The organism is Brevundimonas sp., from assembly GCF_030704825.1.
Classification (GTDB): domain Bacteria; phylum Pseudomonadota; class Alphaproteobacteria; order Caulobacterales; family Caulobacteraceae; genus Brevundimonas.
Window position 1 is genome coordinate 1 of sequence record NZ_JAUYNX010000018.1, and the last position, 20,138, is coordinate 20,138.

Annotated in this window: 20 protein-coding genes; 13 read left to right on the top strand and 7 right to left on the bottom strand. The window is 71.6% G+C overall.

Annotated elements, in window-relative coordinates; all coding sequences use genetic code 11:
• Positions 1-398: 398 nt before the first annotated feature.
• Complete coding sequence (locus Q8Q71_RS10235; protein ID WP_305759489.1) at positions 399-1,448, top strand: UbiA family prenyltransferase; 1,050 nt, start codon at positions 399-401, stop codon at positions 1,446-1,448.
• 11 nt (positions 1,449-1,459) lie between these two features.
• Positions 1,460-2,326 carry a DUF3298 and DUF4163 domain-containing protein gene (locus Q8Q71_RS10240; RefSeq protein WP_305759490.1) on the top strand — a complete coding sequence of 289 codons (867 nt, stop codon included), beginning with the start codon at positions 1,460-1,462 and terminating at the stop codon, positions 2,324-2,326.
• Between the two features lie 13 nt (positions 2,327-2,339).
• Here the strand turns inward: Q8Q71_RS10240 and Q8Q71_RS10245 are convergent, their stop codons facing one another.
• Genes Q8Q71_RS10245 through Q8Q71_RS10255 form a run of 3 tightly spaced genes read right to left on the bottom strand, consistent with a single transcriptional unit; the run spans position 2,340 to position 3,910 of the window.
• Positions 2,340-3,281: an alpha/beta fold hydrolase gene (locus Q8Q71_RS10245; RefSeq protein WP_305759491.1), complete on the bottom strand. Its 942-nt coding sequence runs from the start codon at positions 3,279-3,281 to the stop codon at positions 2,340-2,342.
• 30 nt (positions 3,282-3,311) lie between these two features.
• Positions 3,312-3,509: a helix-turn-helix transcriptional regulator gene (locus Q8Q71_RS10250; RefSeq protein ID WP_305759492.1), complete on the bottom strand. Its 198-nt coding sequence runs from the start codon at positions 3,507-3,509 to the stop codon at positions 3,312-3,314.
• Positions 3,506-3,910: a hypothetical protein gene (locus Q8Q71_RS10255; RefSeq protein WP_305759493.1), complete on the bottom strand. Its 405-nt coding sequence runs from the start codon at positions 3,908-3,910 to the stop codon at positions 3,506-3,508. Before Q8Q71_RS10255 ends, Q8Q71_RS10250 begins: the two co-directional genes overlap by 4 nt.
• A gap of 142 nt (positions 3,911-4,052) precedes the next feature.
• On the opposite strand from Q8Q71_RS10255, the gene Q8Q71_RS10260 reads away from it, so the two are divergent.
• The 4 genes from Q8Q71_RS10260 (at position 4,053) to Q8Q71_RS10275 (ending at position 6,998) form a co-directional block, all read left to right on the top strand.
• On the top strand, positions 4,053-4,988 hold the full coding sequence (locus Q8Q71_RS10260; protein WP_305759494.1) for a fatty acid desaturase family protein: 936 nt from the start codon (positions 4,053-4,055) through the stop codon (positions 4,986-4,988).
• On the top strand, positions 4,988-5,641 hold the full coding sequence (locus tag Q8Q71_RS10265; RefSeq protein ID WP_305759535.1) for a methyltransferase: 654 nt from the start codon (positions 4,988-4,990) through the stop codon (positions 5,639-5,641). The genes Q8Q71_RS10260 and Q8Q71_RS10265 overlap by 1 nt, the downstream gene beginning before the upstream one ends.
• Positions 5,642-5,685: 44 nt before the next feature.
• Positions 5,686-6,072, top strand: a complete 387-nt coding sequence (locus Q8Q71_RS10270) for a hypothetical protein (protein WP_305759495.1) — start codon at positions 5,686-5,688, stop codon at positions 6,070-6,072.
• Between the two features lie 77 nt (positions 6,073-6,149).
• A complete protein-coding gene (locus Q8Q71_RS10275) occupies positions 6,150-6,998 on the top strand; it encodes a neutral zinc metallopeptidase (RefSeq protein ID WP_305759496.1) in 849 nt (282 codons plus the stop codon).
• Here Q8Q71_RS10275 and Q8Q71_RS10280 read toward each other — a convergent pair.
• Both Q8Q71_RS10280 and Q8Q71_RS10285 read right to left on the bottom strand, forming a co-directional pair.
• A complete protein-coding gene (locus Q8Q71_RS10280) occupies positions 6,995-7,942 on the bottom strand; it encodes a pepsin/retropepsin-like aspartic protease family protein (RefSeq protein ID WP_305759497.1) in 948 nt (315 codons plus the stop codon). The two genes, Q8Q71_RS10275 and Q8Q71_RS10280, sit on opposite strands and share 4 nt — an antisense overlap.
• A 231-nt stretch (positions 7,943-8,173) precedes the next feature.
• The gene (locus tag Q8Q71_RS10285) at positions 8,174-8,995 is read right to left on the bottom strand and encodes an LD-carboxypeptidase (protein ID WP_305759498.1); all 822 of its coding nucleotides are present in this window, start codon (positions 8,993-8,995) and stop codon (positions 8,174-8,176) included.
• Positions 8,996-9,062: 67 nt separating this feature from the next.
• On the opposite strand from Q8Q71_RS10285, the gene Q8Q71_RS10290 reads away from it, so the two are divergent.
• The 7 genes from Q8Q71_RS10290 to Q8Q71_RS10320 all read left to right on the top strand — a co-directional run bounded on the left by Q8Q71_RS10290 (position 9,063) and on the right by Q8Q71_RS10320 (position 16,981).
• Entirely contained in the window at positions 9,063-10,469 is a 1,407-nt protein-coding gene (locus Q8Q71_RS10290) for a glutamate ligase domain-containing protein (RefSeq protein WP_305759499.1), read from the top strand.
• Positions 10,466-12,484, top strand: a complete 2,019-nt coding sequence (locus tag Q8Q71_RS10295) for a TonB-dependent receptor (protein ID WP_305759500.1) — start codon at positions 10,466-10,468, stop codon at positions 12,482-12,484. Before Q8Q71_RS10290 ends, Q8Q71_RS10295 begins: the two co-directional genes overlap by 4 nt.
• 51 nt (positions 12,485-12,535) lie before the next feature.
• Complete coding sequence (locus tag Q8Q71_RS10300) at positions 12,536-13,198, top strand: PepSY-associated TM helix domain-containing protein (protein ID WP_305759501.1); 663 nt, start codon at positions 12,536-12,538, stop codon at positions 13,196-13,198.
• Positions 13,199-13,207: 9 nt separating this feature from the next.
• Positions 13,208-13,711 carry a DUF2271 domain-containing protein gene (locus Q8Q71_RS10305; RefSeq protein WP_305759502.1) on the top strand — a complete coding sequence of 168 codons (504 nt, stop codon included), beginning with the start codon at positions 13,208-13,210 and terminating at the stop codon, positions 13,709-13,711.
• Positions 13,712-13,722: 11 nt separating this feature from the next.
• Positions 13,723-14,523 carry a DUF4198 domain-containing protein gene (locus tag Q8Q71_RS10310; RefSeq protein ID WP_305759503.1) on the top strand — a complete coding sequence of 267 codons (801 nt, stop codon included), beginning with the start codon at positions 13,723-13,725 and terminating at the stop codon, positions 14,521-14,523.
• 83 nt (positions 14,524-14,606) lie between these two features.
• Positions 14,607-15,620, top strand: a complete 1,014-nt coding sequence (locus Q8Q71_RS10315) for an FAD:protein FMN transferase (RefSeq protein WP_305759504.1) — start codon at positions 14,607-14,609, stop codon at positions 15,618-15,620.
• Positions 15,617-16,981 carry a sulfite reductase subunit alpha gene (locus tag Q8Q71_RS10320; RefSeq protein ID WP_305759505.1) on the top strand — a complete coding sequence of 455 codons (1,365 nt, stop codon included), beginning with the start codon at positions 15,617-15,619 and terminating at the stop codon, positions 16,979-16,981. Before Q8Q71_RS10315 ends, Q8Q71_RS10320 begins: the two co-directional genes overlap by 4 nt.
• Positions 16,982-17,124: 143 nt before the next feature.
• Here Q8Q71_RS10320 and Q8Q71_RS10325 read toward each other — a convergent pair whose 3' ends face one another.
• Both Q8Q71_RS10325 and Q8Q71_RS10330 read right to left on the bottom strand, forming a co-directional pair.
• Complete coding sequence (locus tag Q8Q71_RS10325) at positions 17,125-17,802, bottom strand: Fe2+-dependent dioxygenase (RefSeq protein WP_305759506.1); 678 nt, start codon at positions 17,800-17,802, stop codon at positions 17,125-17,127.
• Positions 17,803-17,810: 8 nt separating this feature from the next.
• Positions 17,811-20,120 carry a TonB-dependent siderophore receptor gene (locus tag Q8Q71_RS10330; RefSeq protein ID WP_305759507.1) on the bottom strand — a complete coding sequence of 770 codons (2,310 nt, stop codon included), beginning with the start codon at positions 20,118-20,120 and terminating at the stop codon, positions 17,811-17,813.
• Positions 20,121-20,138: the final 18 nt, after the last annotated feature.

Consider the following 20,138-nt stretch of genomic DNA (forward strand, 5'->3'; position numbering starts at 1 on the left):
CACCAGAAGCCCGCCCCCGTCGGCTTGCGTGAACCGGTCGCGCGGAGCGCAGGCGGCGACGCCGAAAACTCCTCACCGGTCCCCGTAACGCGAAAGCAGGGGGCCACATCACGGTTCCGGGCCGACCCGCCCGCGCTCCGCCTCCTCCCCGCACTTTCCGGCCGTTCGGCCGGGAAGGGCGCCGACGCATGCCTTCTCCCCTCGGGGGAGAAGGTGGCTCGCGAAGCGAGACGGATGAGGGGGCTGACCGCCACAGGCCCCTCCCCACCGGACAGATCCCGCCATCCCCCTCATCCGGCCCTTACGGGCCACCTTCTCCCCCGAGGGGAGAAGGGTCAGGAAAGGCCCTTCTGCTCCGGGACCTTCTCCCCCATCCCCCGACAGGCTATCTCCCACCCATGACCTCCGCCCCGCTTCCCGACGCCGGTTCGAACTGGGACGACCGCCATGCGCCGGAAAGCCTCAAGCCGTGGCTCAAGCTGGGCCGGTTCGACCGCCCGGTCGGCATCTGGCTGCTGCTCCTGCCCGGCTGGCAGGGGATCGCCCTGGCGCTGAGCCAGTACCGCAGGACCCCCGACCTCTACGACGCCTGGCTGGTCCTCGGCTTCGCCCTCGGCGCCGGCCTGATGCGCGCCGCGGGCTGCGCTTTCAACGACATCGTCGATCGCGACATCGACGCGAAGGTGTCCCGCACGGCGATGCGCCCCATCCCCTCCGGTCGCATTTCGGTGAAACAGGCCTGGGCCTTCGTCATCGGCTGCTCGCTGATCAGCCTGCTCATCCTGCTGACCCTGAACCCCACGGCGGTTCTGCTCGGCGTCGCCTCCCTCGCCCTCGTCGCCGCCTACCCCTTCATGAAACGCATCACCTGGTGGCCGCAGGCCTGGCTCGGCCTGACCTTCAACTGGGGCGCCCTGATGGGCTTCGCGGCGGCGGCCGCGAGCTGGGGTGCGCTGGTGAATAGAGGCGGGACGGGCATTTTGGTCACGTCTGCTTTTGGCGCGCCCTCCGGTTGGGCGGAGAGCGCCCTCCTCCTCTACCTCGGCCTCGTCTTCTGGACCCTCGGCTACGACACCATCTACGCCCTGCAGGATATCGAGGACGACGCCATGGTCGGGGTCAAATCCTCCGCCCGCCGCCTCGGCCCCAACGTCTGCCGCGGCGTCGGCGTCTTCTATCTCCTCACGATCGCCCTTGTTGTCGCCGCCGGCGCGGCGGCCGGCCTCGGCCCGCTGTTCTACGTCGCCCTGCTGCCCTTCGCCGCCCACCTCGGCTGGCAGGTCGTCCGCCTCCCCGGCTCGCGTCGGGTCGAGAAGGCGGAGCCTTCTGACCGCGAGCCCCGCCAGAATGACCCCGCCCTGGCCCTGCGCCTGTTCCGCTCCAACCGCGACGCGGGCCTCATTCTGCTTTTCGCCATCATCCTCGGCGCTGTATCGTGGCCGTTCTGAAGGAGACCCGCATGACCTCCCCCGCCAAGGCCTCGCTTCGCGTCCTCGCCCTGACCGCCGCCCTCGCCGCCGGCCTGTCCGCCTGCAATCGCGACCGCGAGCCGCGCCCGGCGGACCCGGCCGCCGCGACCGCCGCCGCCGTCGTCACCCCGGCCGACGCCGCCGCGCCGATGAATTTCGAGTCCAAAACCCCGTACGCCGACGTCCGCCTGACCCTGCCCGACGCCATCCGCCCCCAGACCGACCTGCACGCCCGCCTCTACGCCGAGGAGGTGCGCCGGCTGCGCCAGTTCATCGAGGGCGCCCAGGGCGAGCTGACCGAGGCCGGGGCCGCGACCGACCGGCCCAAATACGAAAAGACCATCACCATCACCGCCGCGGCCGAGACGGCCAAGCTGTTCAGCCTCAAGCGGGTCGACTTCGACTATTCGGGCGGGGCCCACCCCAACACCTTGACCAGCGGCCTGCTGTGGGACAAGGCGCTGAAGCGGCGGATCGGCCTGGCCGACCTGTTGCGCAAGAACGCCGACCTGACCGCCCTCGACCAGGCCCTGTGCTCGGCGATCAACGCCGCCAAGCGCGCCCGCGTCCCCGACGGGGCCAGCATCACCTTCGACGGCAAGGACTTCTCCTGCCCGCGCGCCGCCGACACCGCCTTCGTCCTGACGCCGGGCACCGTTCCGGGCCGGGCGGCGGGCCTGACCTTCCTGATCGGCCCCTATCAGGTCGGACCCTATGCCGAGGGCGGCTACGAGATCGCCCTCCCCGTCACAGGCTTCCGCTCCCTGCTGGCCGTGGCCTATGCCGACGAGTTCGGCGGTCAGCTGCTCAAGACCGGCGACGTCACCCCCGTGGCCGCCCCCGCCCCGGCCGCCTGAACCTCCGCCGTGGTCAGTCGGCCAGGAACTGATCGACCAGCTCCGCCAGCCGCTCCGGCTGGTCGGCCATGATGAAATGCCGGCTGCCGTCGACCCGGGCCAGCCGCACGCCCGGAAGCGGCGCATACTCCCGACCCCAGAGCGCGTCCGCCCCCGCCGCCTGCGCGCCGCCGTCCGCATCCGAGGCGTAGATCGCCCACACCGGCGTCGTCATCGCCGTCAGACCCGGCCTCAGATCGGTCGTCATGACCTCGCGGATCGCGGCGGCCATCGCCCGCCGGTCCGAAGCCATGGACCACTCGACCACGGTCGCCCGCGTCGCCGGATCGCGGACCAGTCCGATCGCCGTCCGGCCCTGCCGGGCTCGGAAGCCCGCCTCGTCCGCCGCCAGGATGCCGGCCGCCGCCTGGTCGGCGAAAGGCCGCGCCGCCTCCGCCGTGACCTGCGGTCCGAACATGGCGCTGAAGAACGGCAGGCTGTCGACGCTCATCAGCCGCCCGACCAGATCCGGGTGCTGCTGGGCCAGCAACAGGCCCGTCATCCCGCCCATCGAGTGGCCGATCACGGCCGGCCGCTCCAGGCCGGCCTCGCGGACATAGCGCGCCAGCTCATCCGCCATCGGCCCGACGAACGGGCCGTCGCCGTGGCTCCACGGCTCGCCGGCGAACCCCGCCAGCTGCACCAGATGCACCCGGTGCGTCGCCTTCAGCCTTTCAGCCTCGGCCCGCCACACCTCCCGCGAGGAGGCGAAGCCGGGGATCAGAATCACATCGGGCCCGTCGCCCACAACCTCGACCGATAACCGGTCCGATGCGAAGGCGCCCTGCATGGCCGGGATCGGCGCCCCCTCGGCCCGCGTGGCGAGGGCCACGGAGCCTGCGACCAATAATGACGCAGAGACGAGGCACAGTGCGCGCAGGGTCGAGCGCGCCACGAAGTGACGAAGATGCAGCATGGGATATGTCCTTGAAAGAGCCTGACGGGGTCAGCCGTGGGGGTTTTCGAAAATCTCTTCCACCGGCCGGGCGAACAGCACGGCGATGCGATAGGCGAGGTCCAGCGACGGGTCGTGTTTCTCGGTCTCCAGCGCGTTCACGGCCTGCCGCGACACGCCCAGTTCCTGGCCCAGCTGTTCCTGGGTCCAGCCGCGCTCGACGCGCAGCAGCTTCAGCCGGTTCTTCATCGGCTGCTCCTGACGAACGGCGCGACCACGCCGAAACAGGCCCAGAACAGGGGATAGATGATCCAGGCGGGCAGATGGTAGGCGTCGGCATAGCTCTCGCCGAACCCCCACACGCTGGCGATGGCCATCGCCATGCCCGCCGCGAGGATGAATTGTTTGGCCGTGACGGCCCGGACGAACTCATCCGACTCATGCATCAGCGCCAGCGTCGCCCAGATCTGTCCGATCACGGGCGCCGAGACGGTCAGGGCCAGCGCCCATGCCGCGACCGGCGAGGCGATGTCGTCGAAGGCCCCGAAAATGGCCGCCACGTTCACCGTCACATAGCCGCTCATGAAGGCCACGGTTCGGACGACGTAGCGCCGATGGGCCGACGAGGTGGATTTCGCAAGGGCCAGCATGACAAGTCCTCCTGACGTGATGTCATGCTTACCTTACATCTCTCATGTGTCATGTCAACCTGACTTTTCGTCAGGATGGCGTGACACGGTCGGACTGACCTCGCCGCTTTGCGACCCAGGCGGACGGGCGTATCCTGCCGCCATGCCCGCAGCGCCCCGCGTCCGTCCGTCCGACCTGTTCACCTCCGACGAATGGGCGCCCTTCCAGTCGCGCGCGGCCTGGGTCGGCCCGCTGCTGGTCGCCCATTGCTGGGGCGTCATCGGCCTGGCCGTCGCCGCCGGCGTGATCTGGCCGCCGCTGATCCCGCTCTGCGTCGCCGTCATCGGCACGCGGCAGCTGGGTCTGGCCATACTGATGCACGAGGCGGTCCACGGCGGCCTGTCGCCGAACGCCCGTTTCAACGACTTTCTCGGCCACTGGCTGTGCGCCGTGCCGGTCGGCGCCTCGCTGGCCCTTTACCGGCCCTACCACCTGTCGCACCACAAATACGCCCAGCAGGCCGAGGACCCGGACCTGGTCCTGTCGGCCCCCTTCCCGGTCACCCGCACCTCCCTGCGCCGCAAGATCGTCCGCGACCTGACCGGCCAGACCTTCTTCAAGCAACGGGTCCTGTTCGCCTTCAAGGCCTTCGCCAGCCGGCGCGACGAAGACCTGGCTGAAGGCGCGGTCGTCACCGGCCGCTCGGTCGCTCCCTTCCTGCTTGTCAACACCGCCCTGCTGCTCGGGGCGACGCTGGCCGGCGTCTGGTGGGCGTATTTCGCCCTCTGGCTGCTGCCGCTGGCGACCTGGTTCCCGATGGTCACCCGCCTGCGCAACATCGCCGAGCACGCCTGCGTCGAAGGCTCCTCCGCCGACGCCTTCCGCGCCGCCCGCACCACCCGCGCCTCCTGGTGGGAGCGGGCCTTCATCGCCCCCTACTGGGTCAATTTCCACGCCGAGCACCATCTGTTCATGCACGTCCCCTGCTGGAAGCTCCCGGCCCTGCACCGGGCGGTGCGCGGCAAGCCGCAGGGAGCCCGGATGGAGGTGGCGGAGGGCTACCTCGCCGTGCTGCGAGAGGCGTCGGCCAAGGCGTGATCTCCGACCCCACGGCCTTCATCCTCGCCAACACCCGCCTCCAGCCCGTGCCGCACGCGCCGGAGATTTCGCTGTGGCTGGCCGACGAGGTCACGCCGATCTGGCGGCTGACCGAGGACGAGCTGGGCGAAATGGGTCTGCCGCCGCCCTTCTGGGCCTTCGCATGGGCCGGCGGGCAGGGACTGGCCCGCTGGCTGCTCGACAACCCCGCCGACGTCGCGGGCCGGCGGGTGCTCGACCTCGCCGCCGGCTCGGGCCTGGTCGGCGTCGCGGCCATGCGGGCCGGGGCGGCCTCGGCCCTGTGCGCTGACATCGACCCCTTCTGCGAGGCCGCCGTCGCCCTCAACGCCCGCGCCAACGGGGTGGCCCTGGACTTCACGGGCGCCGACCTGCTGGACGGCCCGCCGCCGGAGGTCGAGGTGATCTGCGCCGGCGACGTCTTCTACGAACAGCCGATGTCCGGCCGGATGCTGGAATGGCTGCGCCTCGCCGCCGACGGAGGAACGCGCGTCCTCGTCGGCGATCCGCTGCGGACCTATTTCCCGAGAACGGGCTTCGACCTGCTGGCCGAATACGCTGTGCCCACCACGCGCGAGCTCGAGGATTCGGCCGTCAAGCGCACCCGCGTCTGGACCCTCGCCGGAGCGCCCTGACGGCCACGCTTGGCGGTCCGTCGCATCGGGCCCATCTTGCTGGCATGACAGTCGTCCGCGCCCTCGCCGCCGCCGTTGTTCTCCTCGCCGCGCCCGCCGCCGCGCAGACGCCGTCGCGGCCGCCGCTTCCCGGGGCCTCCGCCCACGAGCTGAACCGCTATCAGGCCGACCGGCACCGCTACGAGATGGACCAGCTGCGCGCCCGGGCCGACCAGCGCGAGGCCCTCGCCCGCCAGCTCCAGCTCGAAACCCGTCTGAACCGGCTCGGGATCGAGGCGGCCCGCCAGCCGGAACCGGTCCAGCCACCCGCCTGGCGCGCCCTGCGCACGCCCGAGGAGGAGCGCGCCGCGCGCGAGGCCGCCTCGCGTCGCCGCGCGGCCACGGCCGCCGGCGTGGGCCAGATAGACGCCTGGCTGGACCGCGACCGATAAGTGCGCGACCGTCGCATCCCTTCCCGCGCCACGGCGTTCCGGCCTGGCTTGGGAATCCGGGACGAGGGAGATCGAACATGCGCTGGCAGGGCGGACGGCGGGGCGGGAACATCGACGACCGGCGCGGTCTCGGGCCGGTCGGCATGGCCGGCGGAGGGATCGGCGTCCTGATCCTGGCGGCGATCGGCGCCATCTTCTTCGACATCGACCCCCAGACCACGACCCAGCTCGCCAGCCAGTTCGGCGGCGTCGGCGCGGCCGAGCAGGGCAAGCAGGGCAGCCCCGAGGACCAGGCGGGAGCCTTCGTCGACGTCATCGGGACCAATATCGACGACGTCTGGAAGACGAAGCTGCAGGGCTATCAGCCGCCCACCGTCACCCTCTACGAACAGGGCGCCAATACCGGCTGCGGCTTCGGCCAGTCGGCCATGGGCCCCTTCTACTGCCCCACCGACCGGCACGTGTATCTCGACCTCGGATTCTGGCGGGACATGGAGACCCAGCTGGGCGCGTCCGGCGCCGACTTCGCCCGCGCCTATGTCATCGCCCACGAGTACGGCCACCACGTCCAGACCCTGACCGGAGCCTCGCAACAGGTGCAGGCTGCCCAGCAGCGCGCCTCGGGTCAGGCCGAGGCCAACCGCTATTCGGTGGCGCTGGAGCTTCAGGCGGATTGCTACGCCGGGGTTTGGGCGCGCAACGCCGCGACGGTGTCGAACGGCGCGGTCGCGCTGGAATCCGGCGACCTCGAGGAAGGCATGCGCACCGCCTCGGCCATCGGCGACGACACCCTGCAACGGCGTCAGGGCGGACGGGTCCAGCCCGACGGCTTCACCCACGGCTCCTCGGCCCAGCGGGTCGAATGGTTGCGGCGGGGCTATGAGACCGGCGATCCCGCCTCCTGCGACACCTTCGCCGGCCTCTAGCCGACCGTCAGATCCAGGGGACGCGAGACGAACAGGGATCCCGCGCCCAGGTCGAGCGCCGCGCGGCGCCCGGCGAACGCCTCCATCCCTACCAGACCGCCGGGAAAGTTGGGCAGCGGCGGCTGGTCGAACACCCCGACCGGCACGCGCCGGTACAGATGGTCGGCGAAGGTCACCGTCCGCGCCTCGATGATCGCCGACCGCAGGGCGCCCCCCAGCACCAGGCTGACTCCGCTTTGTTGCGGCCGTCCGTCCAGCAGGCCCGCCCCCGCCGCCGCCTCGCGGCTGAGGCCAAGCAGGGCCGAGGCGCCGGTGTCGATCACCACCCCGACGGCAGCGCCCTCGACCGTCACCTCCGTGGTCAGGGCCCCGCCGGATCGCCGCACCGTCGCCGGAGCCAGGTCGGCCGGCCGCACGAAGGCTTCCCGCCGGATCAGCCGGACGTGCCGACGCGCCGGATCCAGCGCCAGAATCGCTTCGCCCAGCACGTCCTGGCCCAGGATCAGCGGCGTTTGCAGGCCGGTTTCCGACGCCAGCGGCCCCAGATCGAGGATGGCGGCCCGCAGGCCGGCGATCTGGAGGCCGGGCAAGGACAGGTCCAGGGTCGTGCCGCGGCCCATCTGCGTCCCGCCGCCGACGCCGTAGGCCACCAGCGGCATGTCGAACAGCGACCGGCCCGCCGGCGGCAGAGCCGCGACAAACCCCCGGTCGATCACCGAATACTGGGCCCCGCTGTCGATCAGGGCGACCACCTCGCGTCCCCCGATCCGGACCCGCGCCGTGGGCACGATCGCGCGACGGGCGTAGGTCAGCCATGGCGTTGCGGCGCCGTCGGCGAACGTCAGCGTCGGCTTCGGCCACAGCAGATGTTCGCGCGCCCACCAGGCCCCGCCGGCGACGGCGGCCAGTCCTGCGGCGCGGATCAGGAACGAGCGGCGGTTCATGTCCTGAGAAGATGGCGCTTGCCCGTCGCGGACGCCAGCGCCGCCGTCGGGCGGATGGTCGCGGTCCGGCCAGCGCGCCCCCGCAGCCGGCCGGACCGCCACCGCGAACACCCCTCCCCAAGGGTGTCGCGGGCTCGGGCGTGACGCCCCGTGAGCCCTCTGGATACGCATCTGACGCCGTCCGTCGCGATCCGTCGACCGCCTTCCCCGTCCGCGCGAGCGCCGGGTCGCCTATCGCGGGCCGAACGGCACCACCTTGTTGGCGCGGTCGTGGCCGATGTCGGCGGCGCCGAGCCAGGGAATCCCTGATCTCTGGCACCAGTAGCGGGCGATCTCCTCCGCGGTCAGGCCGAAATCGGGATCGTTCTCGACGATGTCCGACACCCGTCCCATGCGAATGCCCGCCACCTTCCGGATCGAGGCCTGCCCCGTCAGGTGGAACATCATCCGGTCGATCCGGTACAGCGGCTCGGACACGTCCTCCAGCATCAGCACATGACCGGTCAGGTCCGGCTCCAGGGCGGTGCCGACCAGGGCGTCGATGATGCTCAGGTTGAAAGCGACGGCCGGGCGCGGATCGTCCGCCAGCGACGGCTCCCACGACGAAGGGTCGCCGGACTTCAGCCAGTTGATCGCCCGCCAGGCCGTGGCGTCGTGGCGCACCGCGTCCGACGCCATCGGCCCATGCGCCACATGCGGGAACCCGGCCTTGTACAAGAGGGCCAGAATGCTGCCGGCGTCCGAATAACCCAGATACCGCTTCTTGCGCGCGACCGGCTCCAGCCGCGGCAGCACCGCCTCGGCGATCCGGCACGAGCCGTAGCCGCCGCGGGCGAACCAGACGGCGTCCAGACGCGGATCGTTGGCGTATTCGATGAAGGCCGCCGCGCGGCTGGCGTCGTCGCCGCCGAAATGGCCGTGCTTGCCGAAGCTGGCCGGGTGGAACACGACCTTGACCGAACCGTCGGGAATATTCGCCGCGAACCATGCCTCGACGGCGTCGGCGCGGGCGCGGTTGAAGCGCGAACTGGCGTTGACGATGCCGATCTTCATGGACGTGTCTGGCCTCAGGCGTCGCCCGTGCTAGTCAGGCCGCCGGACATTCCCCGGTTTCGCCCTCATGAATCAAGACGACTATTTCTTCTGCGGCATCGGCGGCTCGGGCATGCTTCCCCTCGCCATGATCGTCCAGGCGCGCGGCGGCCGTATCGAGGGCTCGGACCGGTCCCGGGACCAGGGCCGCACGCCGGAGAAATTCGCCTGGCTCGAAGCCCATGGCGTCGCGCTGCACCCGCAGGACGGCTCGGGCGTCGTGCGCGCGGACCAGATCGTCGTCGCCACGGGGGCCATCGAGGACACGGTCCCCGACATCGGCGCGGCGACGCGCGCCGGCGCCCGCATCGTCACCCGTCCCGAATTGCTCAGCCAGCTGTTCAACGCCGCCCCGGTCTCGATCGGCGTGGCCGGCACCAGCGGCAAGTCGACCATCACCGGCATGATCGCCTGGATCCTGCACCGCGCCGGCCGCGAGCCCACGGTCATGAACGGCGCGGTGATGAAGAATTTCGCCGACGCCGACCACCCCTTCGCCAGCGCGCTGATCGGCGGCCCGGAGCTGTTCGTGTCCGAGGTCGACGAGTCCGACGGCTCAATCGCCCGCTACGCGCCGACGGTGGCCGTGGTCTCGAACATCTCGCTGGACCACAAGTCGATGGAGGAGCTGCGCGACCTGTTCGGCGGCTTCACCGGTCGCGCGGCCAGGGCGGTGCTCAACCTCGACAACGTCGAGACCCAGGCGTTGGCCCAGTTGCTGCCGCCGGACAAGGTCATCACCTTCGCCCTGGGCGAGGAGCGGGCCACGCTGAACGCCCATGACCTCGAACCGCTGCCGACCGGCATACGCTTCACCGTGACGGAATCGGGCGGTGAGAGCCGCCTGCTTGAACTGCATGTTCCCGGCGCACACAACGCCGCCAACGCACTTGCGGCCATCGGCGCCGTTCGCGCCATCGGCGTGCCGCTGGAACAGGCCGTCGCGGCGCTGGAAACCTTCGCCGGCATCCGCCGCCGCATGGAGGTGGTCGGGACCGCCAGCGGCGTCACCGTCATCGACGACTTCGCCCACAACCCCGACAAGATCGCCGCCACCCTGAAGACGCTGCACGCCTTCGACGGCCGGCTGCTGATCCTGTTCCAGCCGCACGGCTTCGGCCCCCTGCGGCTGATGAAGGACGAGTTCATCGACGGCTTCGCCGGTCTGCTGCGCGAGGACGACGTCCTGCTGATGCCTGAGCCGGTCTATTACGGCGGCACGACCGACCGGTCGGTCGGCAGCGAGGACATCGCCGCCGGCGTCCGCGCCGCCGGCCGCTTCGCCGAGGCCCTTCCGACCCGCGAGGCCTGCGGCGACCGCCTGGTCGAGCTGGCCCGCCGCGGCGACCGCATCATCGTCATGGGCGCCCGCGACGACACCCTGTCGGTCTTCGCAGCGGAGCTTCTGGGCCGTCTGGGCGCTGAGGCTGGATGATCCAGGTCCCGCCGCCCCCGGAACAACTGCCCGAGGTCGTGGTCGCCGCCGCCCGCCTGCCGCCCGCCGCCGGCGAGGCCGCCTTCTCCGTCGTCCGCCTGACCGAAGCCGACCTGCGCACGGAACAGCGCCTCGACGAGGCCCTGGCCTCCGTCCCCGCCGTCTCCCTGTTCCGCCGCACCTCCAGCCTCGCCGCCAATCCGACCACCCAGGGAATCAGCCTCCGCGCCATCGCCCCCTCCGGCGCCGGGCGCACCCTGGTCATCCTCGATGGCGTGCCGCTGAACGACCCCTTCGGCGGCTGGGTGATCTGGTCCCAGGTTCCGACCGGGAGCCTGTCCGGCCTCGACATCGTTCGCGGCTCGGGGGCGGGGCCCTACGGCGCCGGGGCCCTGACCGGCGTGATCTCGCTGCGCGAGCGGGACGACGGCGCCGTGCTCGACGCCTCGCTCGCCGAACGCGGCGGCGGGCGGCTGGCCGCGTCCGGCGCGACCTGGCTCGGTCCCGTCCGCCTCGTCGCCTCGGGCCAGTACGAGACCAGCGACGGCTACGTCCCGGTACGGGGCGCGGCCGCCGGCGCCGCCGACACGCCTCTGGACCTCGAGACCCGCGGCGCCGCCCTGCGCGCCGACATTCCGGTGTCGGAGGCCGTCGTCTCCCTGCGCGCCTCCGCCTTCGAGGAGGCGCGCGGCTCCGGCCTCGCCGGGGCCCGCGCCGCCGCCAGCGGAAACAGCCTGTCCGCCACCGCCGCCGTCCAGCCGCGTGCCGACCGTCCGGGCTGGCGGCTCCAGGCCTGGCGGCGCGAAAGCGATCTGGCCAACACCTCCGTCGCCGTCTCCGCCGACCGCGCCTCCACCACCCCCGCCAACGACCAGTACGAGACTCCGGCGACCGGCTGGGGCCTCAACGCCGCCCTGCGCCGAACCACCGTCTCCGGCATCGGCCGCGCCGAATGGGAGCTGGGCGTCGACGCTCGCTTCAACGAGGGCGAGACCCGCGAGCGGTTCCGCTACATGGCCGGCGCCTTCACCCGCGACCGCGTCGCCGGGGGCGAGACCTCGGTCGTCGGCGCCTATGTCGAGGGCTCGTCGGCCATAGGCGCCTGGCTGTTCGCGGGGGGGCTGCGCCTCGACCAGTGGCGCAGCGAGGGCGGGCGCCGTCTCGAACGCGACCTGGCCACCGGCCTGCCGACCCTCGACGAAACGGATCCCGACCGTTCGGGCCGGGTGGTCAGCGCCCGTCTGGCCGCTCGTCGCGACATCGGCGCCGGCCACGCCCTGCGCCTCGCCGCATACACCGGCTTCCGCTCCGCCACCCTGAACGAGCTGCACCGTCCGTTCCGGGTCGGCAACGACCTGACCGAGGCCAACGCCGCGCTCGAACCCGAGCGCCTCTCCGGCGTGGAGGCGGGCTGGGCCTGGACCGGCGAGCGGACCTCGCTGACCGCGACCGCCTTCCGGACGGAGATCAGGGACGCCATCGTCAATGTCACCGTCGGCGAGGGTCCGGGCGTCTTCCCCCGCGCCGGCTTCGTGCCGGCCGGGGGCGTGCTGCGCCAGCGGATGAACGCGGGGACCATCGCCGCGACCGGGCTGGAGATCGACGGCCGGTTCGAGATCGCCGACGCCCTGTCGGTCCGCGCCGCCCTGTCGGCGACCGACGCCCGCGTCGACGGCGGCGCCCTCGCCCCCCAACTGACCGGCCTGCGCCCGGCCCAGGCCCCGATCTGGAGCGCGACGGCCGGCCTCGACTGGCGCGCGACCGGCCGCCTGACGGTGGCCGCCGACCTGCGCTGGGAGAGCCGCCGGTTCGAGGACGATCTCAACAGCCGGGTGCTGGAGGCCGGCGGAACGGTCGGTCTGCGCGCCGACTGGGCGGTCACCGACGCGGCCACGGTGTGGATCGCCGCCGACAACCTGTTCGACGCCGAAGTCGAGGTCTCCGAAACCGCCACGGGCGTCGCCGGCCTCGGCCCGCCGCGGACCCTCAGCCTCGGCGTCAGACTCTCGCTCTGAGCGGCGATCGTTAGTATTGCAAATCGTTCGCAACTTCGGCACAAGCCACGCGTGACCGAAGCCGCCGCCCCCGCCAGATCGCCCAAGGCGCCGAAGTCGGCGCTCAACGGCGCCCGCTCGTTCTGGCTCAAGCAACTGCACCAGTGGCACTGGATTTCCGCAGCCCTCAGCCTGATCGGCCTGCTGCTGTTCGCCGTCACCGGCGTCACCCTGAACCACGCCCGCCAGATTCCGGCCGAACCGGTCACGACCGAGGCGATCGCGACCCTGCCGGCGCCGCTTCTGGCCCGCCTGTCGGCCTTCCCGGCCGTGACCACCGATCCCGTTCCCGACGCCATCGCCCGCTGGGCGTCGGAGGCCTTCAGGGTCCAAATCGCCGGCCGGCCGACCGAGACCACAGCCGAAGAGATCTATGTCGCCCTGCCCGAGCCAGGCGGGGACGGCTGGCTGACCATCGACCGCGCCACAGGCGAGGCCCTGCGCGAGCGCACCACGCGCGGCTGGGTCGCCTGGCTCAACGACCTGCACAAGGGCCGCAACACCGGCCCGGTCTGGTACTGGTTCATCGACGTCTTCGCCGCCGCCTGCATCGTCTTCGCCGCCACCGGCTTCGGCCTCGCCTGGCTGCACGCCCGCCAGCGCCCCTCGACCTGGCCCCTCCTGGGCCTTGGCCTGCTGATCCCCGCCGTCATCGCCCTGCTGTTCATTCACTGACGAGTCGCCATGCGTAAGCTCACCCTCGCCCTCACCGCCGCCGCCAGCGCCGTCGCCGCGCCCGCCGTGGCCGCCGACCTGACCGTCTCGGTCGAGATTCCGCGCCTGACGGTCGCCGCCTATCACCGGCCCTATGTCGCCATCTGGATCGAGCGCCCGGATCAGACCGCCGTCCGCACCGTGGCCGTCTGGTACGAGGTCTCCAACGTCGCCGAGGGCAAGGACTGGCTCAAGGACATGCGCACCTGGTGGCGCCGCGGCGGCCGCGCCCTGGCCCTGCCCGCCGACGGAATCTCCAGCGCCACCAAGGCCCCGGGCCGCCACGCCGTCACCGTGCCGGGCGCCCGTCTGCGCGACCTGCCCGCCGGCGACTATGTCATGGTCGTCGAGGCCGCCCGCGAACTGGGCGGGCGCGAGGCCGTGCGCGTCCCCTTCCGCTGGGGCGCCGCCAACACCGCCCGCGCCTCGGGCGCCACAGAACTCGGCGCCGTCGGCGTCGCCGTCACCCGCTAAGGAAGGCCGCCATGAAGAAATCGCTCGCCCTGTTCGTCGCCCTCGCGGCCCTGGCCCTGCCGATGTCGGCCCAGGCCCACCGCGCCTGGCTGGCCCCGACCTCGACCGTCCTGTCCGGAACCGAGGCCTGGGTGAGTTTCGACGCCGGCATGTCGAACGGGGTCTTCATCCCGGACCACGCCGCCATGAACCTGGCCGGACTGGTCATCACCGCGCCCGACGGCTCGACGGCGGCGCCGGAGAACATGATGCGCGGCCGCTATCGCTCGACCTTCGATCTGCACCTGACCCGGCCGGGGACCTGGAAGGTCGCCAATGTCACGGGCGGCGTGATGGTCAGCTACAAACAGGGCGGCGAGCAGAAGCGCTGGCGCGGCGCCGAGGCGGATATGGCGGCCAACATCCCGGCCGACGCCACCGAGGTGGTCGCCACCCGCACCTTCAGCCGGGTCGAGACCTTCGTCACGCTCGGCGAACCGTCTGTTTCGGCCCTGACGCCGACGGGCGAGGGCATCGAACTGGTTCCGGTGACCCATCCCAATGATCTGGTGGTCGGCGAAGCGGCGACCTTCAAACTGGTGCGCGATGGTCGACCGGCCGCCGGCCTCGATGTGACCATCGCCCGCGGCGGCTCGCGCTATCGCGACAATCCGGAAGAGATCACGGTCAGGACCGGGTCCGACGGCGCCTTCACCGTCACCTGGCCCGGGTCGGGGATGTACTGGATGAACGCCTCGGTGCGGAGCCCCGCCTCGGGCGACCAGCCGGCCTACAGCGCCCAGTACAACGGCGTCGTGGAAGTCCTCCCCTGACCGGCGGCGGCTCCGGCTCCACGGATGGCGCCCCGCCCCCGCCCATAGCGGGCGGGAACGCCGCCCCGCGTCCCGACAATCGGGTGCTGATCCCGACCCACGGCCGCCGCCCCGGGCCGCCGCCCGGCGCCGGGATCGAGGACTTCGCCGGCGAGACCATGGGCACGACCTGGTCGGTTCGGCTGGTCCCGCCGCCCGGCCTCGGGCGCGAAGCCGCCCGGTCGGCCATCGAGGCGGAGTTGACCCGCATCGTCGCCCTGTTCAGCCACTGGGATCCGCGGTCGGAACTGTCCCGCCTCAACGCCGCCCCGCCCGGATTCTGGGCGGTGTCCGAGCCGTTCTGGGAGCTGCTCAACAAGGCCATGGACCTGGCCGACGACACCAACGGCGCCTTCGATCCGGCGCTGGGCGCCCTGGTCGACCTGTGGGGCTTCGGCCCGCCCGGCCCCCGCCCGCTCAACGCCTTCGGGACCGGCCCGACCGTGCCCTTCGACGAGGAAATCGCCGCCGCCCGCGCCCTGTCGGGCTGGGGCATCGTCCGCTTCAACCGCGACGCCCGCGCCGTCCAGCAGCTGGGCGGGGTCAAACTGGACTTCTCCGGCGTCGCCAAGGGCCACGCCGTCGACCGCGTCTCCGAACGCCTGACCGCCCTCGGCGCGACCCACCACCTGGTCGAGATCGGCGGCGAATTGCGCGGGGCCGGGGTCAAGCCCGACGGCCAGCCCTGGTGGGTCGAGCTGCAGCAGGCGCCGGACGCGCCGGGCCCCCGCACCGTCGCCGCCCTGTTCGACCTCGCGGTCGCCACCTCGGGCGACTGGGTCCGCGCCTACGAGGCCTGGGGCCAGACCTACAGCCACACCATCGACGGCCGCACCGGCCGACCCGTCGACAACGGCGTCGCGTCCGTCACCGTCCTGGCCGGGACGGCGATGTACGCGGACGCCATGGCCACGGCCCTGACGGTCATGGGACCCAGGGAAGGTCCCGACTATGCAGACGCCCTGAACATCGCCGCCGCCTTCGTGGTGCGCGGCGAGGACGGCCTGACCGAGGTCGTGAGCCCCGCCTTCGCCGCCATGCTGACCGAGGGCGCGTGACCCACGATCCGGTCCGCTGGCTGTGGGCGGCCGCCGCCGTCGCCCTGTGGTGTCTCCTCGTGGCCGGCGTCGCCTGGAGCCGCGCCCGGGCCCGCCGCGCCGCCGCCGCCCGCGCCGCGGCCATGGCGCCCGACGATGGCGCCGGGGCCCTGCTCGTCGCCTTCGCCAGCCAGACCGGCCTCGGCGAGGAGCTGGCGTGGATGACCGCCTCCAGCCTGTCGGACGCCGGCGTCCCCGTCCGCGTCGCCCCTCTCGGCGATCTCGACCCAGAGGGCCTCAGGGCCGCGGGCCGGGTGCTGATCGTCGCCTCCACGACCGGCGAGGGCGACGGGCCGGACGCCATGTCGGGGTTCGCCCGCAAGCATATGACCGCCCCTGCCGATCTCGCCGGCCTGTCCTACGCCCTGCTGGCGCTCGGCGATCGCACCTACGCCGACTTCTGCGGCTTCGGCCGCGCCCTCGACGGCTGGCTCCAGCGCTCGGGAGCGGCGCCGATGTTCGACTGGGTCGAGGTCGACGACGGCGACGCCGGCGCCGTCCGTCACTGGCAGCACCAGCTCGGCGTCGTCACCGGCCACGCCGTCCGGGCAGACTGGACCCCGCCCGCATACGACCGCTGGCGGCTCGCCGCCCGCACCCATCTCAATCCCGGCAGCCCCGGCGGCGAGGCCTGGCTGCTGGCCTTCGAACCGGTCGATCACAGCCCCCGCTGGGTCGCGGGCGATATCGCCGAGATCGGTCTGCCCGGCGAACCCTCGCCCGGCAGCCGCGAATACTCCGTCGCCTCCCTGCCGTCGGACGGCCGCGTCGAGTTCATCGTCCGCCTGATGGCCCGACCCGACGGCTCCCCCGGCCTCGCCTCCGGCTGGCTGATCCGCGACCTCGCGATCGGCGACCCGGTCGGCATGCGCATCCGCGTCAACCGCGGCTTCCATGGCCCCGCTCCCGAGGTCCCGCTGATCCTGATCGGCAACGGCACCGGCCTCGCCGGCCTGCGCGCCCACTGGCGGGCCCGGTCCGGTCAACCGCACGGCGGCGTCTGGTTGATGTTCGGCGAGCGCACCTCGGCCAGCGACGCCTTCCTCGACGGCGAACTTCAGGCGGCCCTCGCCTCGGGAGGGCTGACCCGGCTCGACCGCGCCTTCTCGCGCGACGCCGGCGACGGCCGCTACGTCCAGCAGTTGATCTTTCAGAGCACGGACGAACTCGTCTCCTGGGTCGACCGCGGCGCCGTCATCCTCGTCTGCGGCAGCCTCGAAGGCATGTCGACGGGGGTCCACGCGGCGCTCGAAGCAGCCCTCGGCGCCGACCGCCTGCTGGACCTCGCCGAAGCCGGCCGCTACCGCCGCGACGTCTATTAGGGCGGACGTCGGCCCGTCGGCGACAATTGCGGCCTTCGTCAGTCGATGGGCCCGGACGTCATGGTCGACCTGGCTGAAATGGCGTGTTTCTCTTCAGCTACAGTGACCGCAATCGCCGGATTCCGTGGTCGAAATCGTCGCGTTCAGACCTCGGCCCAGCGCCGCATGAGGTTGTGATAGACCGCCGTCAGCTCCAGCACCGCCGCATCCTTCGGCCCCTTGTCCGCGCTGACCCGCTGGATCGCCACGTCGAGCCGGAACAGCGTCTCCCGGTCGGCATCGTCGCGCACAAGGCTTTGAATCCAGAAGAAACTCGCCACCCGCCGCCCCCGGGTCACCGGGGTCACCCGGTGCAGGCTCTTGGACGGATACAGCACCATATCCCCGGCCGGCAGCTTGACCGACTGCGGCCCGTACATCTCCTCGACGACCAGCTCCCCGCCGTCGTAAGCGTCTGGTTCCGCGAGGAAAAGCGTCGCCGACAGATCGCTGCGGATGCGGACCGGACCCCGCTGGCGGATGGCGTTGTCGACATGGACGTCGAACCGCTCGCCGCCCTCATAGGCGTTGAACAGGGGCGGAAAGATCGTATGCGGCAGGGCCGCCGCCACGAACATCGCATTGGCGTTCAGGGCCTGGACCACCAGCGCCCCGACCTCGCGCGCCTCGGCGCTGCCCTCGGGCAGCTGCCGGTTGACCTTGGCGGTCGCCGCCTGATGGCCCGAGGTCACGTTGCCGTCCGCCCATGGCCCGGCGTCCAGACGCGACCGCAGGGTCGCGACCTCGTCCTTGCTGAAGACGCCGGGGATGTGGAGCAGCATGGCCCGACCTAGTACCGCAGATTCAGCGTCAGGATAGCCTGCCGTCCGGGGGCCACGTCGGCGTGGTGCACGCCGTTGGTGCGCAGGATGTAGGCCTCGTCGCCCGCGTTCTGGACATTCAGCTGCAGGCTGGCGCGCTCGTTGATGTCGTATGAGGCGAACAGGTCGACCCTCGTCCAGGCCGGCGCATAGATCCGGTTGGCCCCGCCGCCGGCCCCGCCCTGGTTGCCGCCGAAGCTGTCGGAGACATGATAGACGCCGCCGCCGACGCTGAGGCTGGGGATGACCCGCCAGGTCGTGAACAGGCTGAAGGAATGCTCGGGCGTATTGGCCAGAGGATCGCCGACGTTGGCGTTGTTGTAGGCCCCCGAGACCAGTTCCGAGTCCATCCAGGTGTAGCCGCCGAACACCTGCCAGGCGCGGGTGATGTTGCCGGACACGCCCAGTTCGATCCCCTTCACCTCGGCCTCGCCGGCCTGTTCGAACACGCCCGGCGACACCTGGATCTGGGCGTTCTCGCGCCTGAGCATGAAGGCCGCGCCCGACACCGCCAGCCGGTCGTGGAACAGATTGGCCTTGGCTCCGATCTCGAAGCTCTCGGTCTGCTCCGGGTCGAGCACCGTGGCGGCCAGATTGCCCGTCCCCGTGCCGCCGCTGGTGTTCTGGTCGCCCGCCGAAATCGTCGGCGGCGTCGAGGCGGTCGCCCAGGAGACATAGACGCTGGAGGCGGCTGTCGGCTTGAACACCAGGCCGACCTGGTAGTTGGCGAAGTCCCACTCGCGCCGGGGCACAGCCGTATAGGTCGCCGGGTTCCACACGCCGCCGACCTGGGTCACCCCGCCGACGGTGTTTGCGACGCCGTTGACGCCCTCGACTGCGTACCGGTCCCACCGGACCCCGAGATTGAGCAGCAGGCGGTCGGTCAGCGAAATGCTGTCCAGGGCGTAGACCCCGACGCTCTCCGTCGTATTGCTGCTGACCGGCCCGCGGTTGATCACCCCGGTCCAGGCGTCGTCCGTCGACGGGGCGTATACGCGCGTGCAGTCCCCGGCGCCGAGGTTGTTCAGGTTCGCCGCCGACATGACGTAGCCCGCGGGACAGGTCGCGCCCGAGGTGGTGAAGGTCGACCAGGCGGCGTTGAGGTTCTTCTCGCGGCTCAGCTCCAGACCCAGGTCGAAGGCGTGTTCGACGCCCCCGGCGGCGAAGGAGCCGCGCAGGTCGGTGACGTTGGCGATCGTGGTCACCGGGTTCCAGCGCGTCTTGGTGGCGCGCTTCATCCACCATTCGCCGGCGACGAATTGCGCCGCCCCGCCGTCGCCGGGATTGGTGACGATGTAGTCGTTCAGCGTCTCGGACCAGCGGCTGACGTTGCGCAGCGCCAGCCCGTTGTCGAACGCATGCTCGAACGCGAAGGTGAAGGCGTCGACCGTATTGGTCAGATAATCCCGCCCCTCCAACCCGTAGAAACTGTCGTAGGGGACGTCGAGAACGCCGCTCGGCGTGGTCCGCGCGCCGATCTTGGTGAACAGCGGGATGCCGTAGTCCGGCATCTGGTTCGACTCCAGGTGATAGTAGCTGAAAGTCCCGGTCGAGCGCGTCCCCAGGCCCGCCGCCAGCGACAGACCCAGCCCCCATTTGTCGTAGTCGACCGAGTTCCGGCCGGCCACGTCGCCCTCGGCGCCCATCAGATTGATCCGCAGGCCCGCCGTCTCGCCCAGGTTCCAGTTCTGGTCGATCGTGCCCCGCAGATAGCCGTCCGTGCCCACCCCGAGACCGAAGCGGGTGAAGTCCGTCAGGCGCGGGGCCTTGGAGGCCAGGTTGATGCTGCCTCCGCCGGACCCGCGGCCGGAATAGACGGCGTCGGGCCCCTTGATGACCTCGACCTGCTCGATGTTGAACACTTCGCGTTGCTGGCCGCCCGTATCGCGGATGCCGTCGACGAAAACGTTGTTGCCCGACGCCTGGCCCCGGATGAACGGCCGGTCGGCCAGCGGCTGGCCGCCCTCGCCGGCGCCGAAGGTGATGCCCGGCGAGGTGCGCAATATGTCCTGCAGCGAGGTCGCCGCCGTCTGTTCGATGATCTGCTGCGGAATGATGGTGATCGAGCGCGGGGTGTCGACCAGGGGCGCTGTGAACTCGGGCGATTGCGGCTCGCGCCGGACCGGCCGGCCGTCGACCGTGACGGTTTCCAGCGTCTGGGCGTCCTGCGGCTCGCCCTCCGGTCCGGGCTCGGCCAGGACCGGTCCCGCCATGAGCATGCCCGCCGCCGTGGACGCGTACAGCAGGACGCGAAGGGCGTCGGCGCGGGAGTCGGACATCGGAGCGGCCTGGTTGCG

Excerpts from the sequence above, each read along its gene's own strand:
- Q8Q71_RS10235 (WP_305759489.1), top strand. The coding sequence starts at position 399 with ATGACCTCCGCCCCGCTTCCCGACGCCGGTTCGAACTGGGACGACCGC.
- Q8Q71_RS10240 (WP_305759490.1), top strand. The coding sequence starts at position 1,460 with ATGACCTCCCCCGCCAAGGCCTCGCTTCGCGTCCTCGCCCTGACCGCC.
- Q8Q71_RS10245 (WP_305759491.1), bottom strand. The coding sequence starts at position 3,281 with ATGCTGCATCTTCGTCACTTCGTGGCGCGCTCGACCCTGCGCGCACTG.
- Q8Q71_RS10250 (WP_305759492.1), bottom strand. The coding sequence starts at position 3,509 with ATGAAGAACCGGCTGAAGCTGCTGCGCGTCGAGCGCGGCTGGACCCAG.
- Q8Q71_RS10255 (WP_305759493.1), bottom strand. The coding sequence starts at position 3,910 with ATGCTGGCCCTTGCGAAATCCACCTCGTCGGCCCATCGGCGCTACGTC.
- Q8Q71_RS10260 (WP_305759494.1), top strand. The coding sequence starts at position 4,053 with ATGCCCGCAGCGCCCCGCGTCCGTCCGTCCGACCTGTTCACCTCCGAC.
- Q8Q71_RS10270 (WP_305759495.1), top strand. The coding sequence starts at position 5,686 with ATGACAGTCGTCCGCGCCCTCGCCGCCGCCGTTGTTCTCCTCGCCGCG.
- Q8Q71_RS10275 (WP_305759496.1), top strand. The coding sequence starts at position 6,150 with ATGCGCTGGCAGGGCGGACGGCGGGGCGGGAACATCGACGACCGGCGC.
- Q8Q71_RS10280 (WP_305759497.1), bottom strand. The coding sequence starts at position 7,942 with ATGAACCGCCGCTCGTTCCTGATCCGCGCCGCAGGACTGGCCGCCGTC.
- Q8Q71_RS10285 (WP_305759498.1), bottom strand. The coding sequence starts at position 8,995 with ATGAAGATCGGCATCGTCAACGCCAGTTCGCGCTTCAACCGCGCCCGC.
- Q8Q71_RS10290 (WP_305759499.1), top strand. The coding sequence starts at position 9,063 with ATGAATCAAGACGACTATTTCTTCTGCGGCATCGGCGGCTCGGGCATG.
- Q8Q71_RS10295 (WP_305759500.1), top strand. The coding sequence starts at position 10,466 with ATGATCCAGGTCCCGCCGCCCCCGGAACAACTGCCCGAGGTCGTGGTC.
- Q8Q71_RS10305 (WP_305759502.1), top strand. The coding sequence starts at position 13,208 with ATGCGTAAGCTCACCCTCGCCCTCACCGCCGCCGCCAGCGCCGTCGCC.
- Q8Q71_RS10310 (WP_305759503.1), top strand. The coding sequence starts at position 13,723 with ATGAAGAAATCGCTCGCCCTGTTCGTCGCCCTCGCGGCCCTGGCCCTG.
- Q8Q71_RS10325 (WP_305759506.1), bottom strand. The coding sequence starts at position 17,802 with ATGCTGCTCCACATCCCCGGCGTCTTCAGCAAGGACGAGGTCGCGACC.
- Q8Q71_RS10330 (WP_305759507.1), bottom strand. The coding sequence starts at position 20,120 with ATGTCCGACTCCCGCGCCGACGCCCTTCGCGTCCTGCTGTACGCGTCC.